Below are 23,699 nucleotides of genomic sequence, written 5' to 3'. Positions count from 1 at the left end.
AAGCCGTCGACGTCGTCATCCGGGGAGCCCTCCATGCTTCGTGATTCCGTCTCCAACGCCGCCGCTCAGGGACTGAACGGCATGTTGTTCCAGCGGCTGACGGAACAATTCGTGCACGACCACGGCTACCGGCCCGGCACGTCCGAAGCGCGGTCGTGGGAGCGCAGCCTGCCGGCCTTGATGAGCACGCTCCTCGAAGCGGGGCTCCACGATGCAACCGTGCTCCTGGAGTACGGACTGCCACTGACCAGTAAGCGAGCCGACGCCGTCCTGGCAGGCGTGCACCCGAGGACCGGCGAGCCGTCCTACGTCGTCATCGAGCTCAAGCAATGGAGCCAGGCGGAGCCGGAGGACGGGGAACCTCTGCTGTGTCGCGTAGACGCCTACACGCGGCCTGTCCTCAACCCCGTCGAGCAGGTGCGGGGGTACTGCGACTACCTCGTGTCGTTCAACGGAGCACTGGCAGATCACCCCGAGCGAATAGCAGGAGCTGCATACCTCCACAATGCCACCGAGTTCGGAATCTCCGGACTCGCAGAGGTCGGTGAATCCGAGCGAGGAAGACTGTTCAGCGAGCAGCGCCGCGGCGAGTTCATCACATTCCTCAAGTCTCGGCTGGCGCCCGTGAACGGCGCTTCAGCCGCCGACGAACTCTTGGCCGGCAAGATCGGCCCCTCGAAACAGCTCATGGCTGTCGCCGCTCAAGAGGTCCGCGAGCGGGAGCAGTTCGTACTCCTGGATGAGCAGCGTGTCGCCTACGAGACCGTGATGCGCGCGGTGCGTGAAGCTGCACAGGCCGACCGCAAGAACGTCGTGGTCGTCACCGGCGGACCCGGAACGGGCAAGAGCGTCATTGCTCTCTCCCTGGTGGGCGAGTTGTACCGACAGGGACGGCCGGCCCTCCACGCGACGGGGTCCCAGTCGTTCACCAAGACGATGCGCAAGGTCGCCGGGGCGCGGAAGCGTGAAGTGCAGGATCTCTTCAAGTACTTCAACAGCTTCATGACCGCCGAGCGGAACGCACTCGACGTCATCATCTGCGACGAAGCTCACCGCATGCGCAAGACGTCGGCGAATCGTTACACCCCTGCGAACCAGCGCAGCGACCGGCCACAGGTGGAGGAGCTGATCGACGCCGCTCGCGTTCCGGTCTTCCTCCTCGACGAGCACCAGATCGTGCGGCCTGGCGAAATGGGCAATGTCGACCAGATCCGCGCGGCAGCCTCCGCCAAAGACCTCTCCTGCACGGTCATTCCCCTGGACAGCCAGTTTCGGTGTGGCGGCAGCGATGCCTACCTCCGCTGGGTACTGCGCCTTCTAGGCCTGGCGTCGGGTGGGCCTGTCGGGTGGGACCCGGACGACAAGATGCAGCTCATCGTGGCGGACACGCCCGAGGAGATGGAGGCATTGCTCGAGCGAAAGCAGGCCCAGGGCTACAGCGCTCGCATGTCTGCCGGGTACTGCTGGAAATGGACAAAGGAGACCGCCCCCGGTCAGCCCCTTCCAGCCGACGTGGTGATCGGCGACTGGAAGCGCCCATGGAACGTGTTCGGCGATCGCGCGGTGGCCGGGGCACCACCGTCCGCCCTTTGGGCCACCGATCCTGCCGGATTCGGGCAGGTGGGCTGCGTCTACACAGCCCAGGGGTTCGAATACGACTGGAGCGGAGTCATCCTCGGCCCCGACCTGGTCTGGCGTGACGGGACTTGGGTGACGGACCGCACGAAGTCGAAAGATCCGGCCTTCAAGCGGTCGACCCCGGACGACGAGGTCGACCTCCTCATCCGCAACACCTACAAAGTCCTCCTGACACGCGGCATGATCGGGACAATCGTCTACTCCACGGATGAGCAGACGAGGGAAAGGTTGCGCGAACTCGTCTCAGACTGACCCGCATGCCCCTAGGGCACGACAACGGTGCGCTGGGCCGAGAAGTCACCCCAGGTGCCGTCGGGGAGGCGGGCGCGGAGTTTGACGCTGTGGCGGGTGGGCTTCGTGGTGGGGACCGTGAAGGTGTAGGTCGCGCGGCCGGGTGGGGGTTCGGCGCCCCAGATGATGGTGGTGGCGAAGGCGCCGTCGAGGAAGAGCTGGTGTTCGGTGACGGGGGCGCCCGTGCTCGGTGGGGTCCAGGTGAGGGTGACCTCGCCCTTCGCCGGCTTTGCCGTCAGGTCCGTGGGGGCCGTGTTGGGGGGAGCGCCGGGGGCCGGGGTGGTGGTGAGGTCGGCGGTGGGGCTGTCCGGGGAGGAGTTCTCCGCGGCGTCTCGGGCGCGGACCGTGAAGGAGTAGACCGTGCCCGCCCGAAGGCCCGTGAGGCGGGCGGTGGTGGCGGTGCCGGGGACGGTGTGGATCCGGGCGTCGGCCTGGTAGATGTCGTACGCGGTGACCTTGGTGTCGTCCCGGGCCGGCTGCCAGGTCAGGGTGGCCCCGTGGCTGCCATCGGCGGTGGCCTGGAGGGTGCGCGGGGTCGTCGGGGGCGTGCGGTCCTGGGCGCTCGCGGCGAGCGTGGTGGCCGGGACGGTCGCGCTGTGCGGGGAGCGGTTGCCGGCGGCGTCGCGGGCCCGGACCGTGAAGGCGTACGGGGTCGCGGGCGTGAGGTTCACGATGTCGACCATGAGCGTGGTGGCAGGGAGGTCCTTGACCTTGCGGCCCTGCTGGTAGACCTCGTAGCCGGTGACCGCGCGGTCGTCGGTGGCCGCGTTCCACATCACGTGGACGGTCTGGGCGCTGCCGGAGGCGGCGGTGACGCCCGTGGGGGCGGTGGGGTTCGCGGTGTCCTTCGCGGGGGCTGCGGAACAGGCCGTGAGGGTGAGCGCGACGGCCGTCAACAATGCTGCGGCGAGCGGGCGTTGCACAGGAATGCCTCCGTCCGTCGACTTGGTCCAGACCTGTATGGCACGGGTGCCGCGACCCCGGCAAGAGGGCGGTTGTCAGTGGTGTGCGCTTCACTGAATTCGTCACGCTGAGTAATCGAAGCGAGGGGGAATCGTGACGGACCGTACGACTTTTGTGACGCTCACCGGGCTGCGCGAGCGCGGCTGGACCGACCCGATGGTGCGCGATCTGCTGGGCGAGCCCGACATCCAGGGGCGGGATCCGCGGCGGTGGTCGATCGCGCCCGTGCGGCTCTACCGGCTCGCGCGGGTGGAGGCGGTGGAGCGGACACCGGAGTTCGCCCGGGCCGCGGCGGCCCCCGGGAGCCGTTCCGCGGCCGCCGAGGCGGGGGCGGAACGGCGACGGCGGGCGGTGCTCGCGGCGATCCGGGCGGAGCCGATCGAGGTGCCCCGGCTCCCGGCGGCCGAGCTGGAGCGGCGCGCGGTACGGCACCGGCAGCTGCTCGGGGCGCGCGGGCCGGGCGGACCGGGCGGACCAGGGGGACCCGCCGGCGGGGTGGTGGCCGGGGCGCTGGTGCGGTGGCAGGTGACCTATCTGCGGCACGCCCTGGCGAGGTACGAGATCCTGCTCGACGGGCTGTTCGGGTCGACCGGACGGGCGGAGGCCGAGCGGCTGCTGCGCGCGCGGCTGTACGAGGCGATCGGCGCGGCCTACCCGCACCTGGCCCGGGAGTGCCGGCGGCGCGCCGAGGCCGAGAGGTGAGGCCGACAGGTGAGGGTCCGCGCTCAACTCCCTTGCACGCAAGGGGTGTACGGACACTCGCCCGGCTGATAGGAAAGCTTCCTAACAAACCAACCCCCGCATCTGTTTGGGAGGCCCCGGTGCCCAACCCCCATCAGCGCACCGCGATCCGCGTCGCACTCGGAATCGCCCTGCTCGCCGTCCCGGCGACCGCCATCGCCGCTCCCTCGGACGGAGCCGCCCCGGCCCGCGCCGAGTCGAGCGCGGCCGCTCCCTTCGCCGCCGCGGCCGTCGGTCTCGACGACCCGGCGAAGAAGGAGATCGCCATGAAGCTGGTCTCCAGCGCGGAGAACTCCTCGCTGGACTGGAAGGCGCAGTACAAGTACATCGAGGACATCGGCGACGGGCGGGGCTATACGGCCGGCATCATCGGCTTCTGCTCCGGTACGGGCGACATGCTCGACCTCGTCGAGCTCTACACCGAGCGCAAGCCCGGCAACGTCCTCGCGAAGTACCTGCCCGCGCTCCGCAAGGTCGACGGAACCGACTCGCACGCGGGCCTGGGTTCGGCCTTCGAGCGGGACTGGGCCAAGGCCGCTTCGGACTCCGCGTTCAAGAAGGCCCAGGACGACGAGCGCGACCGGGTGTACTTCAACCCGGCCGTCAAGCAGGCCAAGAGCGACGGCGTGGGCGTGCTCGGCCAGTTCATCTACTACGACGCCATCGTCATGCACGGCGACGGCACCGACTCGGCGAGCTTCCGCAACATCCGTAAGAAGGCCCTCGCGAAGGCGAAGCCGCCGGCCCAGGGCGGGGACGAGATCAAGTACCTCAACGCCTTCCTCGACGCCCGCGTCTGGGCGATGAAGCAGGAGGAGGCGCACAGCGACACCAGCCGGGTCGACACGGCCCAGCGGGTGTTCGTCCGCAACAAGAACCTCAACCTCAACACCCCGCTGGACTGGAAGGTCTACGGGGACAGCTTCCACATCGGCTGACCTGAGCCCTGGCCGGAGCCGGACCCCTCCGACACCGCCGGATCGTGCTGCGCCAGTTCGCGTGCGATCCGGCGGCAGGCGGCCGGGACGGGGGCGATCACCGGGACGTCGAAGCGCGCACGGAGCGCGTCCGCCGCCTCGGCCAGCGGGCCGCCGCCGATCACGACGGCCCGCGCCCCGTCCCGTACGACACACGCCCGTACCGCCTCGGCCAACTCCTCCCGCAGCGCCTCCGGTTCGTGGGACAGCAGGTGGGCGTCGCCCCGGGTCAGGCGGATCCCGGTGTACCGGTCCGCGAGCCCGAGGGCGGCGATCCGCCGGCCGATCGCCTCCGCCAGGTCCGGGGTCGTCGTCGCCACCCCGAACCGCACTCCCCCGGCCGCCGCCTCCGCGCATGCCGCCTCCGCGAGACCCACGACCGGGACGCCCGCGAAGGCCCGCAGCTCCGCCACGCCCGGATCGCCGAAGGCCCCCACCACAAGACCCGCGCAGTCCCCCGCCGCCAGGGCCTCGCGGGCCGCCGCGACCACCTCGGGCACCGCCGCCCTCAGCGCCGCCGGGTCGGTCAGCATCCGGGGGCCGCGCGCCACCGTCACCCCGCGGACGGAGGAACCCAGGGTCCGCCGGGCGATCGCCGTCATCATCGCCGTCGTGTCGGCGGAGGTGTTCGGGTTGATCAGCACCACCGAACGCCCGCGGCCGGCCCCCGCGGCATACGCGGGGACCGGCTCGACGGACGGCGGATGTGCGCTCAGTGGACGTGCGCCGCCTTGGCGCCACGGGTCTCGGAGATCTCCTCGCCCGGTTCCATGGGCGCGGTGACCGTGTCGTCGTCCTGCCCCTTGCCCAGGTGGTTGAAGACCAGGTTCAGCAGGACCGCCGCGACGCAGCCGGTCGAGATGCCCGAGTCCAGGATGATCTTCGCGGTCTCCGGGAAGGCGTGGTAGAACTCCGGCGCCGTGATCGGGATGATGCCGACGGCCAGCGAGACCGCCACGATCAGGACGTTGTTGTCCTTCTCCAGACCGGCCTTGACCAGGGTCTGGATGCCGCTCGCCGCGACCGAGCCGAAGAGGACCACGCCCGCGCCGCCGAGGACCGGTCGCGGTACGACCGAGATCAGCGAGGCGGCGACCGGCGAGAGGCCCATCAGGACCAGGAAGCCGCCACCGCAGGCGACCACGAACCGGCTGCGGATCTTCGTCATCGCGACCAGCCCGATGTTCTGGGCGAAGGCGCTGCACATGAAGCCGTTGAAGAACGGGCTGATCGCCGAGCCGAGGGTGTCGGCGCGCAGACCGGCGGCGATGGTCTTCTCGTCGGCGGGCCGGTCGACGATCTCACCGAGCGCCAGCATGTCGGCGGTCGACTCGGTCATCGAGACGAGCATGACCACGCACATCGAGATGATCGCGGCGAGCGCGAACTGCGGGGCCCCGAAGTGGAACGGCGACGGGAAGCCGACGATGTCCGCCTCCGTCACCGGGCTGAAGTCCGTGACCCCGAACGGGATCGCGATCAGCGTGCCGATGACCAGGCCGACCAGGACCGCGATCTGCTTCAGGAAGCCGCGGGTGAACCGGCGCAGGACGAGCACCACCACGAGGGTGATCGCGGCGAGGGTGAGATAGGTGGTCGAACCGTAGTCCTCGGCCGCCGGATTGGGCCCTTGGGCCCAGCCGAAGGCGACCGGCAGCAGCGAGACACCGATGAGGGTGATCACGGTGCCGGTGACGACCGGCGGGAAGAAGCGGACGAGCTTGGAGAAGTACGGGGCGGCTATGAAGCCGAGCACTCCGGCGACGATGATCGCGCCGAAGATGATCGGCAGCGCGTCGGACTTGTCGTCCGTGGTGTCGACGATCGCGAGCATCGGCGCGACGCCGGCGAACGTGACGCCGTTGACGAACGGCAGTCGGGCGCCGATCTTCCAGACGCCGAGCGTCTGCAGGAAGGTGGCGAGTCCCGCGGTGAAGAGGCTGGCTCCGGTGAGGAAGGTCAGCTCGGTGCCGGAGAGTCCGACGGCCGCGCCGACGATCAGGGGCGGGGCCACGACCCCCGCGTACATGGCGGCCACGTGCTGGAGACCGCTGGTGAACATTTTCAGGGGCGGCAGAGTCTCGTCGACCGGATGCTTCTGGTCTTCGGTGTCGGCGCCTGCGTCGTGCGCATCATTGCGAAACCTGGGCTTGGTGGCCACGGAGGTTCCTCCGGTCGGGTAACACGTCGGCGGTGACGTGGGTGTCATGGAGGTGGTGCAAAGCGGTGCAGGTCGTGCGCCTCACGGGTGCGGCTCATGAGGAAGTGGGGGGTACTTCTTCATCTTTGAGAACGGCGTTGATCGTTCTCGAAACTGCGTCGATCCTTGAAAGCTGCTCGTGTGCCCGGGGAGGCCTGGATGGCTGACACACGTCGACCGTCCGGGGGGTGCCGTACCTCTTGTCGTACGGTCACCCCCCGTCCAGCCGTCCGCGGACCCCGCTCGGGTCCACGGTGACCGACCGAGGGCCGTCCCCCTCGGTCGGACTCCTTGGGGAGGTCAGCCCTGGGCGGTGATCCGCGCCAGGCGCTGGGCCTCAGCGCGCGCGTCGCGGGCGATCGCCTCTTCGTCCGCGAAGAGCAGGCGGTTGTTCTCCACGATCTGCTTGCCGTTGACGAACGAGGCCGTCACCGGGGCGGCGGCGCCGAACACGATCGCGGTGACCGGGTCGGCGATCGAGGAATGGCCGAGGCCGTCGATCTTCCACAGGACGAAGTCGGCGAGCTTGCCGGCCTCCAGCGAACCGATCGAGTCGGCGCGGCCGAGGACCTGCGCGCCACCGAACGTCCCGAGGCGCAGGGCCTGGCGGGCGTTGAGGGCGGCCTCGCGGTGGGCGCCGAGGCGGTTGATGAGGAGCGCGTTGCGCAGCTCGGTGTGGAGCTCGCCCGACTCGTTGGAGGCGGTGCCGTCGACGCCGAGGCCGACCGGTACGCCGGCGCGCAGCATGTCCGGGACGCGGGCGATGCCGGCGGCGAGCCGCGCGTTGGAGGACGGGCAGTGGGCGACACCGGTCTTCGTCCGGGCGAAGGCCTCGATGTCGGAGTCGTTCATGTGGACGCAGTGCGCCATCCACACGTCCTCGCCGAGAAAGCCGGTGGACTCGAAGTAGTCCGTCGGGCCCATGCCGAAGAGCTCGTGGCAGAACTTCTCCTCCTCCACGGTCTCCGAGCCGTGGGTGTGCATGCGCACGCCGAGCCGGCGGCCGAGGGCGGCGCCCTCGCGCAGCAGCTCGGTGGAGATGGAGAACGGCGAGCAGGGGGCGACGGCGACCTGGGTCATCGCGTCGAAGGAGGCGTCGTGGTGCTTCTTGACGGTCTCCTCGGTGGCGATGAGCGCACCCTCGGTCGTCTCGACGGCGAAGTCCGGCGGCAGGCCGCCGTCCTTCTCGCTGCGGTCCATGGAGCCGCGGGCGAGGGTGAAGCGGACACCCATGTCACGGGCGGCGCCGATGATGGCGCCGGACAGGTCGCCGGAGCCCTGCGGGTAGACGTAGTGGTGGTCCATCGCGGTGGTCACACCACCGCGGGCCATCATCGCGAGCGAGCCCTGGGCGGCGACGCGGACCATCGACTCGTCGATGCGCGACCAGGTCGGGTAGAGCGCGACCAGCCAGTTGAAGAGGTTGTGGTCGGTGGCCAGGCCCCGGGTGATCCACTGGTAGAAGTGGTGGTGGGTGTTGATCAGACCGGGCGTCACCAGATGACCGGTGGCGTCGATCCGGCGGACCACGTTCTCCAGGCCCTCGGGCGCCTTGCCCGCGCCGAGGGACTCGATCCTGTTGCCGGCGACGACGATGTGCCCGGAGGCGTACTCGGTGTCGTTGGCGTCCACGGTCGCGATCGCACAGTTCTCGATGACGATGCGCTCGACTGCTGCCGAAGGTGCTGCCATGGCGGTGCTTCCTTCATTCCTCGGGGGTGGTGTGGGCACGGCAGGACCCTAGGAGGATTTGAGTGCCGGAGCCGCGTGACGGCTCCGGGTGCCGAGATGGTGGAAGAACAGATTGAGCGAGACCGCGACGAGCGCTCCGGCGCTGATGCCGGAGCCGAGCACGGTCTGTGCCCAGGCCGGGAAGTCGGCGTAGAAGGTGGGAGCGGCGAGCGGGATGATGCCCGCTCCGAGCGCGACGGCCACCAGGATGATGTTGGAGCTGTCGTCGAGTCCGGCTTCCGACAGGGTACGGATTCCGGAGACGGCTATCGAGCCGAAGAGGACGATACCGGCACCCCCGAGGACCGGCATCGGGACCATCGACACGACCGCTCCGAGGACCGGGAACGCGCCGAGGACCAGCAGGGCGCCGCCGGCGACGGCGACGACGTAGCGGGAGCGGACCCGGGTCAGCGAGACCACTCCGACGTTCTGGGCGAAGGCCGAGGTGGGGAAGCCGCCGAAGACCGGGCCGATCAGGGTGGCGATGCCGTCGGTGCGCAGGCCTCGGGTGATGGTCTTCCCGTCGCTCCTGCGGTCGCAGATCTCGCCGAGCGCCAGCATGCCGGCGCTCGACTCGGTCATGAGGACCAGCATCACGATGCAGAGGGAGAGGATCGCGGCGGGCTGGAACTCCGGTGCGCCGAAGGCGAAGGGGCCGGGCAGCGCGGCGACGGGCGCCTCGCGCAGGGCGGTGAAGTCGGCCATCCCGAACGGGATCGCGGCGAGCGTCCCGATGAACAGGCCGAGCAAAAGGGCGACTTGCTTGACGAAGCCCTTGCCGAAGCGCTGGAAGAGCAGGATGACGACGAGGGTGAAGCCGGCGAGCGCGAGGTACTTCATCGCGCCGAAGTCGGCGGCTTCCTTGTTCCCGCCCTGGGCCCAGCTCACCGGTACGGGCATCAGCGTGACGCCGATCAGGGCGATCACGACACCGGTGACGAGCGGCGGGAAGAAGCGGAGCAGCCGGCCGAAGAAGGGGCCGACCGCGAGGCAGAAGACTCCGGCGACCATCACCGCACCGTAGATGGCGGGGAGTTGGTGGCCGGGGGCGCTGGTCTCGGCGATCGCGAGCATCGGGGCGATGCCGGCGGACGAGGCCGCGTTGACGAACGGGAGCCGGTTGCCGGCGAAGCGGCCGGCGCCGATCGTCTGGAGGATGGTGGCACAGCCGGCGATGAGCAGGCCGGCGGCGATGAGCCGGGTCATTCCGGCGGCGTCCAGGCCGACCGCCTGGCCGATGATCAGCGGAGGGGTGACGACGCCCGCGTACATCGCGGCGATGTGCTGGAGCGCGGCGGGAACGAGCCGCGAGGCGAGGAGCTTCTCGTCCACCGGGTGGACCTCGTGCGAGGCCACCGGCGGGGTGGAACACGGGCCTTCTGCGGATGCCGGCCCCGTTGCGGGCTGTGCCATGTGGGTACGTCCCTCCGGTGGTGGCGGCCCCCGCCCGACTGCGGGCGGGCGGGGGCGGCCACGAGGTGCCGCTTAGAGGTTGGTCATGTCGACCGGGATCTGCGCCGTGGCTCCGTCACGCAGCACCGTGGCCTCGATGAGGCCGTAGGGGCGGTCGGCGGCGAAGTAGACCTCGTTGTCGTTCTTGAGCCCGAAGGGCTCCAGGTCCACCAGGAAGTGGTGCTTGTTCGGGAGCGAGAAGCGGACCTCGTCGATCTCCGAACGGTGGTTGATGATGCGCGTGGCCATCTGGTACAGCGTCTGCTGCAGCGAGTACGAGTACGTCTCCGAGAAGGCCTCGAGCATGTGGCGCCTGGTCTGCGCGTAGGACTTCTCCCAGTTGGGCATCCGCTGGTCGTCGTCGGTCCAGTTGAACCGCCAGCGGCCGGACACCTGCGTGGCCAGGATGCGGTCGTACGCCTCCTGGAGCGTCGTGTACTTGTCCTTGATGTAGCCCCAGAACTCCGAGTTGGTGGAGTTCATGACGATGAGGTCCTTGAGGCCGGAGATGACCTCCCAGTTCTCACCGTCGTACGTGATCTGGGAGACGCGGGTCTCCTGGCCCTTGCGGGCGAAGGAGTGGTTCACCTCGTCCGAGCCGATGAACTTGGAGTTGGCGTCGGAGCTGGCGATCCGCTCCCACGAGTACTCCTCGATCCGGATGCGCGCCCGCTTGATCGGCTCCTGGCTGGTCACGAAGTGACGCGCGAGGTGGATGCCGAACTGCTCGGCCGACTCGATCCCGTACTCCTTGGCGAAGGCGTACACGGTGTTCTTGGTCGTGTCGGTGGGCAGGCAGTGGGCGTTGGAGCCCGTGAGGTGGACGTCGTCGAGATCGCCGGAGAGGGCGACGGAGACGTTCAGGTCCTTGATGTGGTGGGTGGCGCCGTCCCGCGTGATCTTGACGACGCGGTTCTCTGCTTTGCCGTACTGGTTCTGGCCGAGAATCGTGGGCATGTCTGCTAGCTCCCTCGGTAAACGGAGTAGCCGAACGGGTTGAGCAGCAGCGGTACGTGGTAATGCTCGCCCGGCTTGACGGCGAACGTGATCGCCACCTCCGGGAAGAACGCACCGCTGTCCCTTACGCGGGGGGCGTCCTGCTGCGCCTCGGCTTGCTTCTTGGAGAAATACGCCTCGGTCTCGAAGCCGAGACGTACGTGGGTGGTGCCCTCCGGCAGGGCCGGCAGGTCCTTGCAGCGCCCGTCCGCGTCGGTGGCGGAGCCACCGAGCGTGACCCACTGCGCGTCGAAGCCGCTGCGGGCCGTGAGCGTGATGGCCACGCCCTCGGCGGGGCGGCCGATGCTGGTGTCCAGGATGTGGGTGGACACCGAAGCGGTGGTGTCGGTGCTCATGCGCTCTCTTCCTCAGTGCTCTCTACGAGACGGGTCAGGCGGATGCGGTTGATCTTGCCCAGTTCGGTGCGGACGATCTCCCGCTCCGCCTCGGGCGAGTTCTCGATCCGCTCGCGGACCGCGTCGCGCATCTGCTCACCGGTCTTGCCGGTGGCGCAGATCAGAAAGACATGGCCGAACTTGTCCTGGTAGGCCAGGTTGAGTTCGAGCATCTCGGCCTTGAGCTCCTCGGAGGCGCCGGCCATCCCGCTCTGCTCGCGGGAGGAGGTCGGGTCCCCGGCCTTCGGACGACCGATCGGCGGGTGGCCCGCCATCGCGTCGGCCAGGTCCTCCGCGGTCAGCTCGGCCATGGCGGCGTCACTGGCGAGGAAGAGGGCGTCGGCGGTGGCGTACGGGCGCTGGGCGAGGATCTTGCTCCCCCACGCCGAGCTGGAGCACACCTCGTGGAGGGCGGCGACGGCGTCGCTGTCCGCGGAGGTGTTGAACCGGGTGAGGCCCGGTGTCGTACCTGAAGTCACGGGAAGCCTCCGTGGCTGTTTTTCGCTGTGCGTCTGACGGGCTGCGGATAGCTAACGCCCTTTGCCGACACCACGTCAACACTTTGTTGAAAACTCGGGGACACAAAAGCCGTCGTCCCGACATCCGGACGACGACTCCTGTCCACACATGATCAACTAGCCGTTCTCGGCGGCCTTTTCCCTGCTCAGGGCGGTCTCCCGGTTCAGGTAGTTGTACACGGTGAACCGGCTGACACCCAGTGCCCCGGCCACCGTCTCGACTCCGTGTCGCACGGAGAAGGCTCCGCGCGCCTCCAGCATCCGGACCGCTTCCTGCTTGGCCTTGCGGTCGAGCTCGGCGAGCGGCATCCCGTGCCGCCGCTCCATCGCGGCCAGAATGTGGTCGAGCGAGTCCGAGAGCTGCGGCAGCCGTACGGCGAGCACGTCCTCACCCTCCCAGGCGAGCACCACATCGTCGGTCTGGGCCTGCTCGGGCCCGAGTATCTCGGCGCCCATCGCGTCGACCAGCGGCTTCACTGCGGTGATCAGCGGGTGCTCGCTCACGCTTCCTCCCCGATCACATTGACCTGGAGGGAGACGCGGGTCGCGCCGGCCGCCAGGGACTTGCGCAGCAGCGCGTCGACGGCGGTGAGCACGGCGTCGGAGCCGCCTTCCGCCGTATTGCCGAAGGGGCCGACATCCACCGCGTCCAGCTCGGCCGACTGGATGACCTCACGGGCCACGACCGCGTGCTCCGGCGCCTCGTCCAGGTCGAAGGGCTCGGTCGTGAACTCCACTCTCAAACGCACCATGGCCCCACGCTACTGGCCGGATGTGCGCCGACGGCAGCCCTGAGCTGCCGGACCCTCTTGACAAGCACGCGGATCCCCTTGCAACATTCCGTCAGACAGAAAGTTACTTCCGCAATACGGAAGGAGCGCCGCCCCTCATGGCCCGCTTCTCAGAAGGCGCAGTCACGGACCAGCGCTTCGATGTGAACCTGTCGATCCTCTTCACGGAACTCCCGCTCCTGGAGCGCCCCGCGGCCGCCGCCGCGGCGGGCTTCACCGCGGTCGAGCTGTGGTGGCCCTGGATCGACACCGCCACCCCCGCCCAGAGCGAGCTGGACGCCCTCAAGAAGGCTCTGGACGACGCCGGCACTCAGCTGGTGGGTCTGAACTTCTACGCCGGCCGGCTGCCGGGCCCCGACCGCGGCGCGCTCTCCGTGCCCGGTGAGGAGTCGGACCGCTTCCGCGCCAACATCGACGTGGCGGCCGACTTCGCCGCCTCGGTCGGCTGCAAGGCGCTCAACGCGCTCTACGGCAACCGCGTCGAGGGCGTCGACCCGCAGGTCCAGGACACCCTCGCCCTGGAGAACCTGGTCCTGGCGGCCCGCGCGGCCGACCGGATCGGCGCGATCCTGCTGATCGAGACCCTGAACAAGCCGGAGTCGCCGCTCTACCCGCTGGTGAGCGCCCCCTCGGCGATCGAGGTCGTCGACAAGGTCAACGCCGCCACCGGGCTCGGCAACGCCAAGTTCCTCCTCGACATCTACCACCTGTCGATGAACGGCGAGAACGTCAGCCAGGTCATCGCGGAGTACGCGGACAAGACCGGCCACGTCCAGATCGCCGACAACCCGGGCCGTGGCGCGCCGGGCACCGGCGAGCTCCCCCTGGAGCAGCTGCTCGACGAGCTCAAGAAGGCCGGTTACGACGGCTGGGTCGGCCTGGAGTACAAGGCCGCCGACGCCGCCGCGTCCTTCGAGTGGCTCCCGGCCGAGGCCCGCGCGGCCCGCTGACTTCCTCCCCACGTACCACCAGTTTTGAGAGGCACCCCAATGAGCAACCTCCCCAAGATCGCGTGGATCGGTCTCGGCATCATGGGCTCCCCCATGTCCGAGAACCTGATCAAGGCCGGCTACTCGGTCACCGGCTTCACCCTGGAGCAGGACAAGCTGGACCGTCTCGCCGCGGCCGGCGGCACCGCCGCCGCGTCGATCGCGGAGGCCGTCAAGGACGCCGACGTGATCATCACGATGGTGCCCGCCTCCCCGCACGTCGAGGCCATCTCCTACGGCCCCGAGGGCATCCTGGAGAACGCCAAGCAGGGCGCGCTGATCGTCGACATGTCGTCGATCACCCCGCAGACCTCGGTCGACCTGGCCAAGAACGCCAAGGAGAAGGGCATCCGCGTCATCGACGCGCCCGTCTCCGGCGGCGAGGCCGGCGCCATCGAGGCCGTCCTGTCGATCATGGTGGGTGGCGAGCAGGCCGACTTCGACGTGGCCCTGCCGATCCTCGAGGCGCTGGGCAAGACCATCGTCCTCTGTGGCCCGCACGGCTCCGGCCAGACGGTCAAGGCCGCCAACCAGCTCATCGTCGCCGTCAACATCCAGGCGTGCGCCGAGGCCGTGGTCTTCCTGGAGAAGTCCGGCGTGAACCTCCAGGCCGCCCTGGACGTCCTCAACGGCGGTCTGGCCGGCTCCACGGTCCTGACCCGCAAGAAGGACAACTTCCTCAACCGGGACTTCAAGCCCGGCTTCCGGATCGACCTGCACCACAAGGACATGGGCATCGTCACCGACGCCGCCCGCAACGTCGGCGCGGCCCTCCCGGTCGGTGCCGTCGTGGCCCAGCTGGTCGCCTCCCTGCGTGCGCAGGGCGACGGCGGCCTGGACCACTCGGCCCTGCTGCGCGCCGTCGAGCGCCTCTCCGGCCAGCAGGTCTGACGCAGGTCCACCTCATGACTTCCGGTCGGCGGCGGCGCTGACAACCTGTCCTGTCGCGCCCAGGCGCCGCCGCCGCCCGGAACACCCTCCTTCGTTTTCAACAAACTGTTGACGTTCGCTTCAGCGGCTCTTTACGCTCCTGACACCGTCACCAGTGCAGCTCCCGTACGGAAGGTCACCATGTCGAAGCGCGTGCTTACGACCGAGTCCGGCGCCCCCGTCGCCGACAACCAGAACTCCGCCACCGCCGGCGTCGGTGGCCCCATCCTGCTCCAGGACCAGCACCTGCTGGAGAAGCTCGCGCGCTTCAACCGTGAGCGGATCCCGGAGCGCGTGGTGCACGCCCGCGGCTCCGGCGCGTACGGCTACTTCGAGGTGACCGACGACGTCACCGGCTTCACCAAGGCGTCCTTCCTCTCCGAGGTGGGCAAGCGGACCGAGACGTTCCTCCGCTTCTCCACCGTGGCCGACTCGCTCGGTGGCGCGGACGCCGTCCGTGACCCGCGCGGCTTCGCGCTGAAGTTCTACACCGAAGAGGGCAACTACGACCTCGTCGGCAACAACACCCCGGTGTTCTTCATCAAGGACCCGATCAAGTTCCCCGACTTCATCCACTCCCAGAAGCGCGACCCCTTCACGGGCAAGCAGGAGCCGGACAACGTCTGGGACTTCTGGGCGCACGCCCCCGAGGCCACGCACCAGATCACCTGGCTCATGGGCGACCGCGGCATCCCGGCCTCGTACCGCCACATGAACGGCTACGGCTCGCACACGTACCAGTGGACCAACGAGGCGGGCGAGGCCTTCTTCGTCAAGTACCACTTCAAGACGAACCAGGGCATCCGCTCCCTCTCCGCCGACCAGGCCGCCGAGCTCGTCGGCAAGGACGCGAACTCGCACCAGACGGACCTGCTCCAGGCCATCGAGCGCGGCGTCGCCCCCTCGTGGACCCTGTACGTCCAGGTCATGCCGGCCGCCGAAGCCGCCGACTACCGCTTCAACCCGTTCGACCTCACCAAGGTGTGGCCGCACAGCGACTACCCGCTGCAGCGCGTGGGCCGGCTGGTCCTCGACCGCAACCCGGACAACGTCTTCGCCGAGGTCGAGCAGTCCGCGTTCTCCCCGAACAACTTCGTCCCGGGCATCGGTCCCTCGCCGGACAAGATGCTCCAGGGCCGTCTCTTCGCCTACGCGGACGCCCACCGCTACCGCCTCGGTGTCAACCACACCCAGCTGCCGGTGAACGCCCCGAAGGCGACCGTGGCCGACAACTACGGCCGCGACGGCTTCATGGCCACCCGCAACGGCCGCCGCACGGACAAGAACTACGAGCCCAACTCGTACTCCGGTCCCGCGCAGACCGACGAGGCGCTCTCCGCCCCGCTGGCGATCCACGGCTGGACCGGCACCCACGCGGCGCCCGAGCACGCCAAGGACGACCACTTCTTCCAGGCCGGTGAGCTCTACCGCCTGATGTCCGAGGACGAGAAGAAGCGTCTGGTCGCCAACATCGCCGGTGGCCTGTCCCAGGTGTCCCGCGAGGACATCATCGAGAAGAACCTCGCGCACTTCGCCGCCGCCGACGCGGACTACGGCAAGCGCGTGGCCGAGGCGGTCCGCGACCTGCGCGAGGACTGATCCACGGCGATATCCAGACCGCGTACGGCATATGACGGGAGGTCAGATGCCGTACGCCGTCCGGACCGACGGCCCGGATGAGGGGTGGCCGGCGGAACGGACAGCGTGAGGACCGCGGCGGCGACGAGCCAGTGCGGTGGTAAGGGCGGACCAGGCCCCTTCTTGACCTGAAGGAAGGGATCACCCGGTCCACCCGTCGTCGCCGCCGCGGTCCCAACGCCCCCTTCGGGGGAACCCCAAGACTCCGCCCGGCGGCGCGAACGTCCTGTCGCGCCAGCCTCGCACCGTCGGGCGGGCACAACGAGAGCGCGGAACCAGGTTTACGGTCCTTGGTTCCGCGCTCTTCTGCGTTCCCTCATCGCCTGTGCGGCAGCGCATCGTTTCTGCGGTGAAGATCCACACCCGCACGGGCGAGCGCACCGCGATTCACGGCATGTGCGCCCCTCCCCCGCCGCTATCCACTCGTACATGATCAAGAACCTGGTGCGGGGCCTCGCCCCGCTCGCCCTCATCCTGTCCCCGCTCGCCGTGCCCTCCCCGGCCATGTCGGCCAACGTCGTCCTCTTCCCCGACGCCCTCGCCGACCTGACGGAGGCCACCGAGGACCCGGCCGGCTACAAGGAGTCCGCGTTCAAGCACTGGAACGCGGGCCTCGACGCCGCCGACGGCTGCGACACCCGCTCCGAGGTCCTCCTGGAGGAGGCCGTCGACGCCCCGAAGACCGGCCCCAAGTGCGCGCTGACGGGCGGGAAGTGGACCTCGTACTACGACGGCCAGACCGTCACCGACCCGACCGCCCTCCGCGTCGACCACGTCGTCTCCCTGAACGAGGCCTGGGAGTCCGGGGCGTCCGGCTGGACCGCGGCCCGGCGCGAGAAGTACGCCAACGACCTGGGCTCCCCCAACACCCTCGTCGCCGTCACCGCCCGCAGCCAGAAGGACAAGGCCGGCCGCGACCCCGCCGACTGGGTGCCGTCCTCCTCCACCCAGTACTGCCGCTACGTCGCCGAGTGGGTGGGCACCAAGCTGCGCTGGGGCCTGAGCGCCGACAAGGACGAGGTGGAGGCGCTCAAGCTGTTCGCCGACGGTCCGTGCGAGGAGACGGTCGTGGTCCGCTCGAAGGCGCCGCAGTGAGCCCCAGCGACACCGTGACGGCGAGCGAGGCGACCGCGAGCACCACCATCGCCGTGCGCGGCGAGGTCGCCTCGGCGACGGCGCCCGCGAGCGCCGCGCTCAGCCCCTGCAGGGCGAGCATGCCGGAGGTGTGCAGCCCGAGGGCGTGACCGCTCAGCTCCTCCGGTACGAGGGCGAGCAGCCGCTCCTGGTACAGCAGGCTCGCGCCGTACCCGACCGCGGAGACGGTCACCGCGGCGAGGGCGAGCGGCAGCCCCAGGTCAAGGGCGAAGAGCAGGAACGGGGCGGCCAGGAGCGCCTGGAGCGGTCCGGCGAGCCGGCCCCGAAGCCCGCTCGGGACGAACCGGCCCAGGACCGTGTCCCCCACCAGCATCCCGAGCGCGCCGCAGGCGAAGAGCAGCCCGGCGCGCTCGGGGTCGTACGGCACGAAGAGCGACTCGCAGCCCACGATCAGCCCGTTCGGCACCCACAGCGCGATGTACACGCGGCGGCGGGCGCGGGAGGACCAGAGCGTTCGGTTCGTACGCCAGGTCACGGCGGCCGAGGCCCGGCCGGTGGCGCGCGGGGCGCGCCGGGAGAGCCCGAGGCGGGCCACGAGGGCGGCGACGAGGTAGAGCGCGGCCCCGATGAGCAGGGTGCCGCGCGGGGAGAGCAGCGCGACGAGCAGCCCGCCGGTCGCGAAGCCGGCGATCTGACAGCCGCCGACCGCCATGTTCATCACCGAACGCCCCAGCAGATACCCCTCGCGGGGCAGGACCTCGCCGAGGAGCCCGTAGCGCACCCCGCCGCCGACGGACCCGACCAGCCCCTGGGCGAGCAGGATCGCGAAGACCACCCCGATCGGCAGTCCGGGCACGGCCGTCGCGGCGGCGCCCACGGCGAAGAACAGCGCCATGCCGGCGAGCGCGGCGCGCGGCGGAAGCCGGTCGGCGGCGGAGAGAAGCGTGGCGGCGCCGAGGAGCTGCGCGAGCGAGGGCCCGAAGAGCGCGAGGGAGGAGAGGAGCGGGGAACCGGTCTGCCGGAACACGAGCGTGGCGAGCCCGAGCCCGGCCACGGTCTGGGCGGCGACCTGGACGGAGCAGGTGAGGTAGAGGGGAGTGAACTCGGGTGTACGGAAGAGGACTCGGTAGCTGCGCATGCGGCGGAGTCTGCGGGGGCGGTCGGGACGGCCGGTAATGTTTCGCGCGGGAGCGAAACGAGGGGCGCGGGGACGAGGTAGGTCTCGGGACGGCGTAGGTCGCGGGACGACACAGGGGGCGGGGCGCATGGGGTGGTGGCGGGTCGACGCGGACGCGCTCGCGGGGAGCCGGTTCCTGATCTCCCCGCTGGCGGAGGCCACGGCGGCGCTCCAGACCCTGGACGTACCGAAGGCCACCCACCCCGGCGAGCGGGCCTGGCTGAAGGCCCATCTGCCCGCCTACCGGGCCCGGTTGGCGGCCGAGCCGCTCGACGCCCTGCTCGTACGGGCCGCGCTCGGCACCGCCTGGAACGCCGACTTCGTCACGCCCACGCCCCTGGGCGACCGCGAGTCGACCTTCGAGGACGAGCTGGTCCGGGTCCGCGCGACGCGGCCCTCGGCGGCCGTGGCGGATCTGGCGGTGTCGCTGGGCGGCGGCCCGGTGCCCGAGCCGCTGGCATCGGCGCCCGATCTTCCGTACCGGATGGCCGAGTTGCTCGCGTGGGTGTGGCGGGAGACGGTTCTGCCGACCTGGCCGCGGCGCCGGCGGATCCTGGAGGCGGACGTCCTCGCGCGCACGGCGCGGCTCACCCGGGAAGGCTGGGCGGCGGCCCTGGACGAGCTGAGTCCGGGCCGCACGCGCTGGCTCGGTGAGGGCCGGCTCCAGGTCAACACCCGTGACCATCCACCGCGTTCGGCCACCGGAGCGCGGCTGCTCTTCGTACCGGTGACCCCGAGCCGCGGGTGGGTGTCGTGGGAGGGGGCGGAGCGCTTCGCGATCGTCTACCCGTGCGCGGGCGCCCTGGCGGACGTGGAGGGCCCGATGGTTCCCGAGGCCCTCGCCGCGCTGCTCGGGAGTGCGCGGGCCGGGGTGCTCGTACGCCTTGAATCGCCGCTGTCCACCAGCCAGTTGGTGGCGCTGACCGGGCAGGGCCTCGGGTCGGTGGGGCGGCACCTGAAGGTGCTGCTCGACGCGAGGCTCGTACGGAGGAGAAGGGCGGGCAGGTCGGTCCTGTACGACTGGACGGAGGCCGGGGCGGCTCTGGTACGGGCACAGGGCGGCGGGCCGACGTAGCGGAGGCACACGCAGATCGGCCCCCGCTCCGGTGCTCTCGGAGCGGGGACCGATCGGTGAGGGCCGGGATCAGACCTTGAGGGCCTTGATCGCGGTCGGCGCGTGGCCGGGCTCGGTCGCGAGCTCCTCGAACTCGGTGACGTCGCTCATGTCGACCGTCTTGCTCATCGCGATGTTGGTGATCCGCTCCAGGATCGCCTCGACGACGACCGGGACCTGGAACTCGACGGCCAGCTTCTTGGCCTGCTCCAGGGCCTCGCCCAGCTTCTCCGGGTCGGTGACGCGGATGGCCTTGACGCCCAGACCCTCGGCGACCTTGACGTGGTCGACGCCGTAGACGCCGATCTCCGGGGTGTTGATGTTCTCGAACTCGAGGTTGACCTCGAAGTTGATGCCCAGGTTGCCCTGCGCCTGCCGGATCAGACCCAGGTAGGCGTTGTTCACGAGGACGTGGACGTAGGGGACCTTGTGCTGGGCGGCGACCGCCAGCTCCTCGATCATGAACTGGAAGTCGTAGTCGCCGGAGAGCGCGACGACCGGGGTCTCCGGGTCCGCGGTGGCGGCACCGATGGCGGCCGGGATGGTCCAGCCGAGCGGGCCGGCCTGGCCGCAGTTGATCCAGTGGCGCGGCTTGTAGACGTGCAGGAACTGCGCGGCCGCGATCTGGGAGAGGCCGATGGTGGTGACGTAGCGCGTGTCCGGGCCGAAGGCCTTGTTCATCTCCTCGTAGACGCGCTGCGGCTTGATCGGCACGTTGTCGAAGTGCGTACGGCGCTGAAGGGCGGCCTTGCGCTCCTGGGCGGAGGCGGCCCAGGCGGAGAAGTCCGGGAGCTTGCCCGCGGCCTTCCACTCCTTGGCGATCTCGACGAAGAGCTCCAGGGCGACCTTGGCGTCGGAGGCGATGCCGTAGTCCGGGGCGAAGATCTTGCCGATCTGGGTCGGCTCGATGTCGACGTGGACGAACTTCCGGCCCTTGGTGTACGCCTCCATGTTGTAACCGGTGTGGCGGTTGGCCCACCGGTTGCCGATGCCGAGGACGAAGTCCGACTCCAGGAAGGTCGCGTTGCCGTAGCGGTGCGCGGTCTGGACGCCGACCATGCCGGCGGACAGCTCGTGGTCGTCCGGGATGGTGCCCCAGCCCATGAGGGTGGAGATGACCGGGATGTTCGTCAGCTCGGCGAGCTCGACCAGCAGGTCGGAGGCGTCGGCGTTGATGATGCCGCCACCGGCGACGATCAGCGGGCGCTCGGACTCCAGGAGGAAGCTCAGGGCCTTCTCGGCCTGCGCACGGGTCGCCTGCGGCTTGTAGACCGGCAGCGGCTCGTAGGTCTCCGGGTCGAACTCGATCTCGGTCAGCTGGACGTCGATCGGCAGGTCGATGAGGACCGGGCCGGGACGACCGGAGCGCATCAGGTGGAAGGCCTGCTGGAAGACGCCGGGGACCTGCGCGGCCTCCAGGACCGTGGTGGCGGCCTTGGTGACGGGCTTGGCGATCGAGGCGATGTCGACGGCCTGGAAGTCCTCCTTGTGGAGCTTCGAGACCGGGGCCTGGCCCGTGATGCACAGGATCGGGATCGAGTCCGCGATCGCGGAGTACAGGCCGGTGATCATGTCGGTGCCGGCGGGGCCGGAGGTACCGATGCAGACACCGATGTTGCCGGCCTTGGCACGGGTGTAGCCCTCGGCCATGTGGGACGCGCCCTCGACGTGGCGGGCGAGGGTGTGGCTGACCCCGCCGACGTTCTTGAGCTCGCGGTAGAAGGGGTTGATCGCCGCGCCGGGCACGCCGAACGCGTTGGTGACGCCTTCGCGCTTGAGGATCTCAACGGCCGCTGCGGCGGCGGTCATACGGGGCATGGGAGGGCTCCTGCTTCGGCCAGGCGGAACCGGGTCCGCCACCGTCTCGGCGGGCCGTTTCCGTATTGCGGAAGTATTGTTCTGCTATACGGAAGCAATGTAGGTCGGGGTGGCGAGGGCCGTCAAGGGAGTGGGCGCGGCCGATGGCCGAACTCCCTCCCCTCGCGTGGCGGATTGGTGGACGATGGGGGCGGGAAGACAGGGGGTTCGCCGTGGGGTTCGGTGTGGGTGACTCGGTTCCGGTGCGCTGCCCGGAATGCCTCCGTACGCAGCCGTACGCCGCGCCGGTGTTCCCGTGCGCCTGCGGCACCCCGGTGGTGCCCCCGGTGATCCCCGGGGCGACGGGCGAGCCGGTCACGCACCGGAACTGGACGGATGAGTGGGTCACGGTCCGCTGCGCCGCCTGCGGCCGCGAGGACGCGTGGCCGCACCCGGAGCTCGGCTGCACCTGCGGCACGGTCCTCCGCGTCCCGGTCCTGCCCCCGACCGGAGGCAGGGGCCCGGCGGAGGGCACGGGTCCGGGTACGGGAGCGGGCGACGGTACGGGACGGGGTACGGGCGCCGGCACGGGTGCCGATTCGGACACCGGGCCCTGGCGGGTCGTGGACCCGCGCTCCGCGACCGACGCACGCCCGGGGACGGGGACGGGCGGGTGGTTCACTCCGGGGAACGGCGGAGACGGCGCCCCCGAGGGCCATGGCGGCGGGCACCCGTTCACGGGACCGGGCCCCGGCCCGGCCGAGAACCGCGCCCACGCCGCTCCGCAGACCGGCGGGCACCGTGCGTTCGCCGACCGCTACCCCACGCACATACCGCTGCCGCCCACGGCTCCGCACCCCGCGCCGCCGAGGCCCTCCTTCCGTCCCGTGACCATCCGTACCGCCCGGGACGCGGTCGCCGCGTCCGCCGGATACCTGCGCTGGCTCGGGTTCCGGGACGTCGTCCAGCCCGAGGAGCGGTCCACGTCCGAGGTCGACCTGCGGGCGCCCGGACTCGTCGCCCAGGTCGACCCGAGCACCCGCCCGGCCGGCCTGCGGGCCGTCGAGTGCCTCTGGCTCAACGGCCTCAGCTGCACGGCCGTGAGCGTCTTCTTCTCCCTCGCCGGCTACACCCCGGAGGCCCGGTCCCGCGCGGACGAACTCGGCATCCCGCTCTTCGTCCTCGACCTGACGGGCACCCCGCAGCCGGTGAACACCCCGGCTGACGAACTGGTCACCACGGGCGCGTAGCTCGACGCCATACCCGAGGGGCCCCCGCGCGGCACCGCGGCCGGAGCCGGAGCCGGTCCTGAAGCGGCCCTCCAGCGCGTCCCCGACTCAAAATAACCTCAGAATTCGGCCAATTCACGCGTGACGATCACCCTCCCCCGGGCACAACAGTCTCGGGGGGTGGGGCGTCATGGGGGCGGAGACGTGGTGGTTCATCGGTGCGTCGTGCGGACAACTGCTGCTCGCGCTCGCCCTGTTGCGAACGCGCAGCCCGCAGCGGGCGGAACTGCCCCCGCAGGCGCTGGCGTTGCTCAGGGGCGGGCCTCGGGCGGCCGTCGTCGTGGCCCTGGTCGCGCTGCACCAGCGCGGCGCGGTCGCGGCCGGCCGGAAGGGCACGATTCGGGCCAACGGCGGGCCCGGCCGGACGCGTGACCCGGTTCAACTCGGGGTGCACGGTTCGCTGCGGCGCGCGCTGGGTCTCCGGGTGCTCGCCGCGCAGCCCCGGGCGCGGCGCGCGATCGACGCGCTGCGGGCCGAACTCGGCCGGGCGGGGCTGCTCCGCCCGTACGGCAGACTGCGCATCGCGCGCGTGCTGCTCGTGGGCGCGGCGGCGACGGTCGTCGCGGGCCTGCTGATCACCCGCCCGTCCGGGACGGAGCTCGCGCTCGCGCTCACCCTCGGAGCCGTACCGACCGGCGCCGCGCTCGCCCTGCTGTTCCTGCCGCCGACCACCCGGGCCGCCCGCCGGCTGCTCGCCGGGCTCCGCGAGCGGCACCCGCTGCCCGCGCACCGGCGCGAGGTGACGGACGGCAATCTGGTGCTGCTGTACGTCGCCCTCTACGGAGATCCCGCGCTCGTGCTCTTCCTCCCCCGCTTCTCCCGCGACGGCGGGCTCCTCGGCCGCGGCGGCGGGACGGACGGGTACGCGACCGGCCGCGGCTGGTTCGGCGGGCAGGACGTGATCGGAGGGAGTTCGGGCGCCGCCGGAGACGGGGGCGGGACCGGGGGCTCGGGTTGAGGCGAGGGTCCGCGCC

Annotated in this window: 22 protein-coding genes; 10 read left to right on the top strand and 12 right to left on the bottom strand. The window is 70.4% G+C overall.

Features of this window, described 5'->3' with window-relative positions; translation table 11 throughout:
• Positions 1-33 precede the first annotated feature (33 nt).
• Positions 34-1,890: a DUF2075 domain-containing protein gene (locus tag AB0F56_RS22915; RefSeq protein ID WP_362012690.1), complete on the top strand. Its 1,857-nt coding sequence runs from the start codon at positions 34-36 to the stop codon at positions 1,888-1,890.
• Between the two features lie 11 nt (positions 1,891-1,901).
• Here AB0F56_RS22915 and AB0F56_RS22910 read toward each other — a convergent pair whose 3' ends face one another.
• Entirely contained in the window at positions 1,902-2,852 is a 951-nt protein-coding gene (locus AB0F56_RS22910) for a fibronectin type III domain-containing protein (RefSeq protein ID WP_362012687.1), read from the bottom strand.
• Between the two features lie 133 nt (positions 2,853-2,985).
• Here AB0F56_RS22910 and AB0F56_RS22905 point away from each other — a divergent pair, with 133 nt between their 5' ends.
• Together AB0F56_RS22905 and AB0F56_RS22900 are read left to right on the top strand one after the other, a co-directional pair.
• The gene (locus AB0F56_RS22905) at positions 2,986-3,594 is read left to right on the top strand and encodes a hypothetical protein (RefSeq protein WP_362012684.1); all 609 of its coding nucleotides are present in this window, start codon (positions 2,986-2,988) and stop codon (positions 3,592-3,594) included.
• Positions 3,595-3,758: 164 nt separating this feature from the next.
• Positions 3,759-4,571, top strand: coding sequence for a chitosanase (locus tag AB0F56_RS22900; protein ID WP_362012935.1), 813 nt, complete (start codon positions 3,759-3,761; stop codon positions 4,569-4,571).
• Here the strand turns inward: AB0F56_RS22900 and AB0F56_RS22895 are convergent.
• The 9 genes from AB0F56_RS22895 to AB0F56_RS22855 all read right to left on the bottom strand — a co-directional run bounded on the left by AB0F56_RS22895 (position 4,544) and on the right by AB0F56_RS22855 (position 12,654).
• Positions 4,544-5,254, bottom strand: coding sequence for an aspartate/glutamate racemase family protein (locus AB0F56_RS22895; RefSeq protein ID WP_362012681.1), 711 nt, complete (start codon positions 5,252-5,254; stop codon positions 4,544-4,546). The two genes, AB0F56_RS22900 and AB0F56_RS22895, sit on opposite strands and share 28 nt — an antisense overlap.
• A 68-nt stretch (positions 5,255-5,322) precedes the next feature.
• Positions 5,323-6,771, bottom strand: coding sequence for a nucleobase:cation symporter-2 family protein (locus AB0F56_RS22890; RefSeq protein ID WP_362012678.1), 1,449 nt, complete (start codon positions 6,769-6,771; stop codon positions 5,323-5,325).
• 339 nt (positions 6,772-7,110) lie between these two features.
• Positions 7,111-8,502, bottom strand: coding sequence for an 8-oxoguanine deaminase (locus tag AB0F56_RS22885; protein WP_362012675.1), 1,392 nt, complete (start codon positions 8,500-8,502; stop codon positions 7,111-7,113).
• Between the two features lie 48 nt (positions 8,503-8,550).
• Complete coding sequence (locus AB0F56_RS22880) at positions 8,551-9,957, bottom strand: nucleobase:cation symporter-2 family protein (protein ID WP_362012672.1); 1,407 nt, start codon at positions 9,955-9,957, stop codon at positions 8,551-8,553.
• Between the two features lie 72 nt (positions 9,958-10,029).
• Positions 10,030-10,953 carry a factor-independent urate hydroxylase gene (gene pucL / locus AB0F56_RS22875; RefSeq protein WP_362012670.1) on the bottom strand — a complete coding sequence of 308 codons (924 nt, stop codon included), beginning with the start codon at positions 10,951-10,953 and terminating at the stop codon, positions 10,030-10,032.
• Positions 10,954-10,958: 5 nt separating this feature from the next.
• Positions 10,959-11,348, bottom strand: a complete 390-nt coding sequence (gene uraH, locus AB0F56_RS22870) for a hydroxyisourate hydrolase (protein WP_362012667.1) — start codon at positions 11,346-11,348, stop codon at positions 10,959-10,961.
• On the bottom strand, positions 11,345-11,866 hold the full coding sequence (uraD, locus tag AB0F56_RS22865; RefSeq protein WP_362012664.1) for a 2-oxo-4-hydroxy-4-carboxy-5-ureidoimidazoline decarboxylase: 522 nt from the start codon (positions 11,864-11,866) through the stop codon (positions 11,345-11,347). Before uraD ends, uraH begins: the two co-directional genes overlap by 4 nt.
• Positions 11,867-12,022: 156 nt before the next feature.
• Positions 12,023-12,361 carry a helix-turn-helix domain-containing protein gene (locus AB0F56_RS22860; protein WP_362012933.1) on the bottom strand — a complete coding sequence of 113 codons (339 nt, stop codon included), beginning with the start codon at positions 12,359-12,361 and terminating at the stop codon, positions 12,023-12,025.
• A gap of 44 nt (positions 12,362-12,405) precedes the next feature.
• Positions 12,406-12,654 (bottom strand): hypothetical protein, encoded by a 249-nt coding sequence (locus AB0F56_RS22855; RefSeq protein WP_362012931.1) that lies wholly within the window; start codon positions 12,652-12,654, stop codon positions 12,406-12,408.
• 140 nt (positions 12,655-12,794) lie between these two features.
• On the opposite strand from AB0F56_RS22855, the gene AB0F56_RS22850 reads away from it, so the two are divergent.
• The 4 genes from AB0F56_RS22850 to AB0F56_RS22835 all read left to right on the top strand — a co-directional run bounded on the left by AB0F56_RS22850 (position 12,795) and on the right by AB0F56_RS22835 (position 17,348).
• Positions 12,795-13,646, top strand: coding sequence for a TIM barrel protein (locus AB0F56_RS22850; RefSeq protein ID WP_362012661.1), 852 nt, complete (start codon positions 12,795-12,797; stop codon positions 13,644-13,646).
• Between the two features lie 39 nt (positions 13,647-13,685).
• Complete coding sequence (locus tag AB0F56_RS22845) at positions 13,686-14,576, top strand: 2-hydroxy-3-oxopropionate reductase (protein WP_362012658.1); 891 nt, start codon at positions 13,686-13,688, stop codon at positions 14,574-14,576.
• Positions 14,577-14,756: 180 nt separating this feature from the next.
• Entirely contained in the window at positions 14,757-16,214 is a 1,458-nt protein-coding gene (locus AB0F56_RS22840; RefSeq protein ID WP_362012655.1) for a catalase, read from the top strand.
• A 468-nt stretch (positions 16,215-16,682) separates the two neighbouring features.
• The gene (locus tag AB0F56_RS22835) at positions 16,683-17,348 is read left to right on the top strand and encodes an HNH endonuclease family protein (RefSeq protein WP_362012653.1); all 666 of its coding nucleotides are present in this window, start codon (positions 16,683-16,685) and stop codon (positions 17,346-17,348) included.
• Here the strand turns inward: AB0F56_RS22835 and AB0F56_RS22830 are convergent.
• Positions 17,284-18,486, bottom strand: coding sequence for an MFS transporter (locus AB0F56_RS22830; protein ID WP_362012650.1), 1,203 nt, complete (start codon positions 18,484-18,486; stop codon positions 17,284-17,286). The genes AB0F56_RS22835 and AB0F56_RS22830 overlap by 65 nt on opposite strands.
• 127 nt (positions 18,487-18,613) lie before the next feature.
• Here AB0F56_RS22830 and AB0F56_RS22825 point away from each other — a divergent pair, with 127 nt between their 5' ends.
• Positions 18,614-19,600 carry a transcriptional regulator gene (locus AB0F56_RS22825; protein WP_362012647.1) on the top strand — a complete coding sequence of 329 codons (987 nt, stop codon included), beginning with the start codon at positions 18,614-18,616 and terminating at the stop codon, positions 19,598-19,600.
• Positions 19,601-19,669: 69 nt separating this feature from the next.
• Here AB0F56_RS22825 and gcl read toward each other — a convergent pair whose 3' ends face one another.
• Positions 19,670-21,457 carry a glyoxylate carboligase gene (gcl, locus tag AB0F56_RS22820; protein ID WP_362012645.1) on the bottom strand — a complete coding sequence of 596 codons (1,788 nt, stop codon included), beginning with the start codon at positions 21,455-21,457 and terminating at the stop codon, positions 19,670-19,672.
• A 224-nt stretch (positions 21,458-21,681) separates the two neighbouring features.
• On the opposite strand from gcl, the gene AB0F56_RS22815 reads away from it, so the two are divergent.
• Both AB0F56_RS22815 and AB0F56_RS22810 read left to right on the top strand, forming a co-directional pair.
• Positions 21,682-22,686 carry a hypothetical protein gene (locus AB0F56_RS22815; protein ID WP_362012642.1) on the top strand — a complete coding sequence of 335 codons (1,005 nt, stop codon included), beginning with the start codon at positions 21,682-21,684 and terminating at the stop codon, positions 22,684-22,686.
• A gap of 169 nt (positions 22,687-22,855) precedes the next feature.
• Positions 22,856-23,683, top strand: coding sequence for a TIGR04222 domain-containing membrane protein (locus tag AB0F56_RS22810; protein WP_362012640.1), 828 nt, complete (start codon positions 22,856-22,858; stop codon positions 23,681-23,683).
• Positions 23,684-23,699 lie beyond the last annotated feature (16 nt).

Source organism: Streptomyces sp. NPDC026092 (assembly GCF_040638605.1).
In the GTDB taxonomy this organism is placed as follows: Bacteria; Actinomycetota; Actinomycetes; order Streptomycetales; family Streptomycetaceae; genus Streptomyces.
The sequence above is the reverse complement of the archived record's forward strand: the minus strand, read 5'-3'. Positions and strand labels throughout refer to the sequence as shown.

What these genes read in the sequence shown, in the direction of transcription:
- AB0F56_RS22915 (WP_362012690.1), top strand. Translation starts at nt 34, where the DNA reads ATGCTTCGTGATTCCGTCTCCAACGCCGCCGCTCAGGGACTGAACGGC.
- AB0F56_RS22885 (WP_362012675.1), bottom strand. Translation starts at nt 8,502, where the DNA reads ATGGCAGCACCTTCGGCAGCAGTCGAGCGCATCGTCATCGAGAACTGT.
- AB0F56_RS22880 (WP_362012672.1), bottom strand. Translation starts at nt 9,957, where the DNA reads ATGGCACAGCCCGCAACGGGGCCGGCATCCGCAGAAGGCCCGTGTTCC.
- pucL (WP_362012670.1), bottom strand. Translation starts at nt 10,953, where the DNA reads ATGCCCACGATTCTCGGCCAGAACCAGTACGGCAAAGCAGAGAACCGC.
- uraH (WP_362012667.1), bottom strand. Translation starts at nt 11,348, where the DNA reads ATGAGCACCGACACCACCGCTTCGGTGTCCACCCACATCCTGGACACC.
- AB0F56_RS22860 (WP_362012933.1), bottom strand. Translation starts at nt 12,361, where the DNA reads ATGGGCGCCGAGATACTCGGGCCCGAGCAGGCCCAGACCGACGATGTG.
- AB0F56_RS22850 (WP_362012661.1), top strand. Translation starts at nt 12,795, where the DNA reads ATGGCCCGCTTCTCAGAAGGCGCAGTCACGGACCAGCGCTTCGATGTG.
- AB0F56_RS22845 (WP_362012658.1), top strand. Translation starts at nt 13,686, where the DNA reads ATGAGCAACCTCCCCAAGATCGCGTGGATCGGTCTCGGCATCATGGGC.
- AB0F56_RS22840 (WP_362012655.1), top strand. Translation starts at nt 14,757, where the DNA reads ATGTCGAAGCGCGTGCTTACGACCGAGTCCGGCGCCCCCGTCGCCGAC.
- AB0F56_RS22835 (WP_362012653.1), top strand. Translation starts at nt 16,683, where the DNA reads ATGATCAAGAACCTGGTGCGGGGCCTCGCCCCGCTCGCCCTCATCCTG.
- AB0F56_RS22830 (WP_362012650.1), bottom strand. Translation starts at nt 18,486, where the DNA reads ATGCGCAGCTACCGAGTCCTCTTCCGTACACCCGAGTTCACTCCCCTC.
- AB0F56_RS22825 (WP_362012647.1), top strand. Translation starts at nt 18,614, where the DNA reads ATGGGGTGGTGGCGGGTCGACGCGGACGCGCTCGCGGGGAGCCGGTTC.
- gcl (WP_362012645.1), bottom strand. Translation starts at nt 21,457, where the DNA reads ATGCCCCGTATGACCGCCGCCGCAGCGGCCGTTGAGATCCTCAAGCGC.
- AB0F56_RS22810 (WP_362012640.1), top strand. Translation starts at nt 22,856, where the DNA reads ATGGGGGCGGAGACGTGGTGGTTCATCGGTGCGTCGTGCGGACAACTG.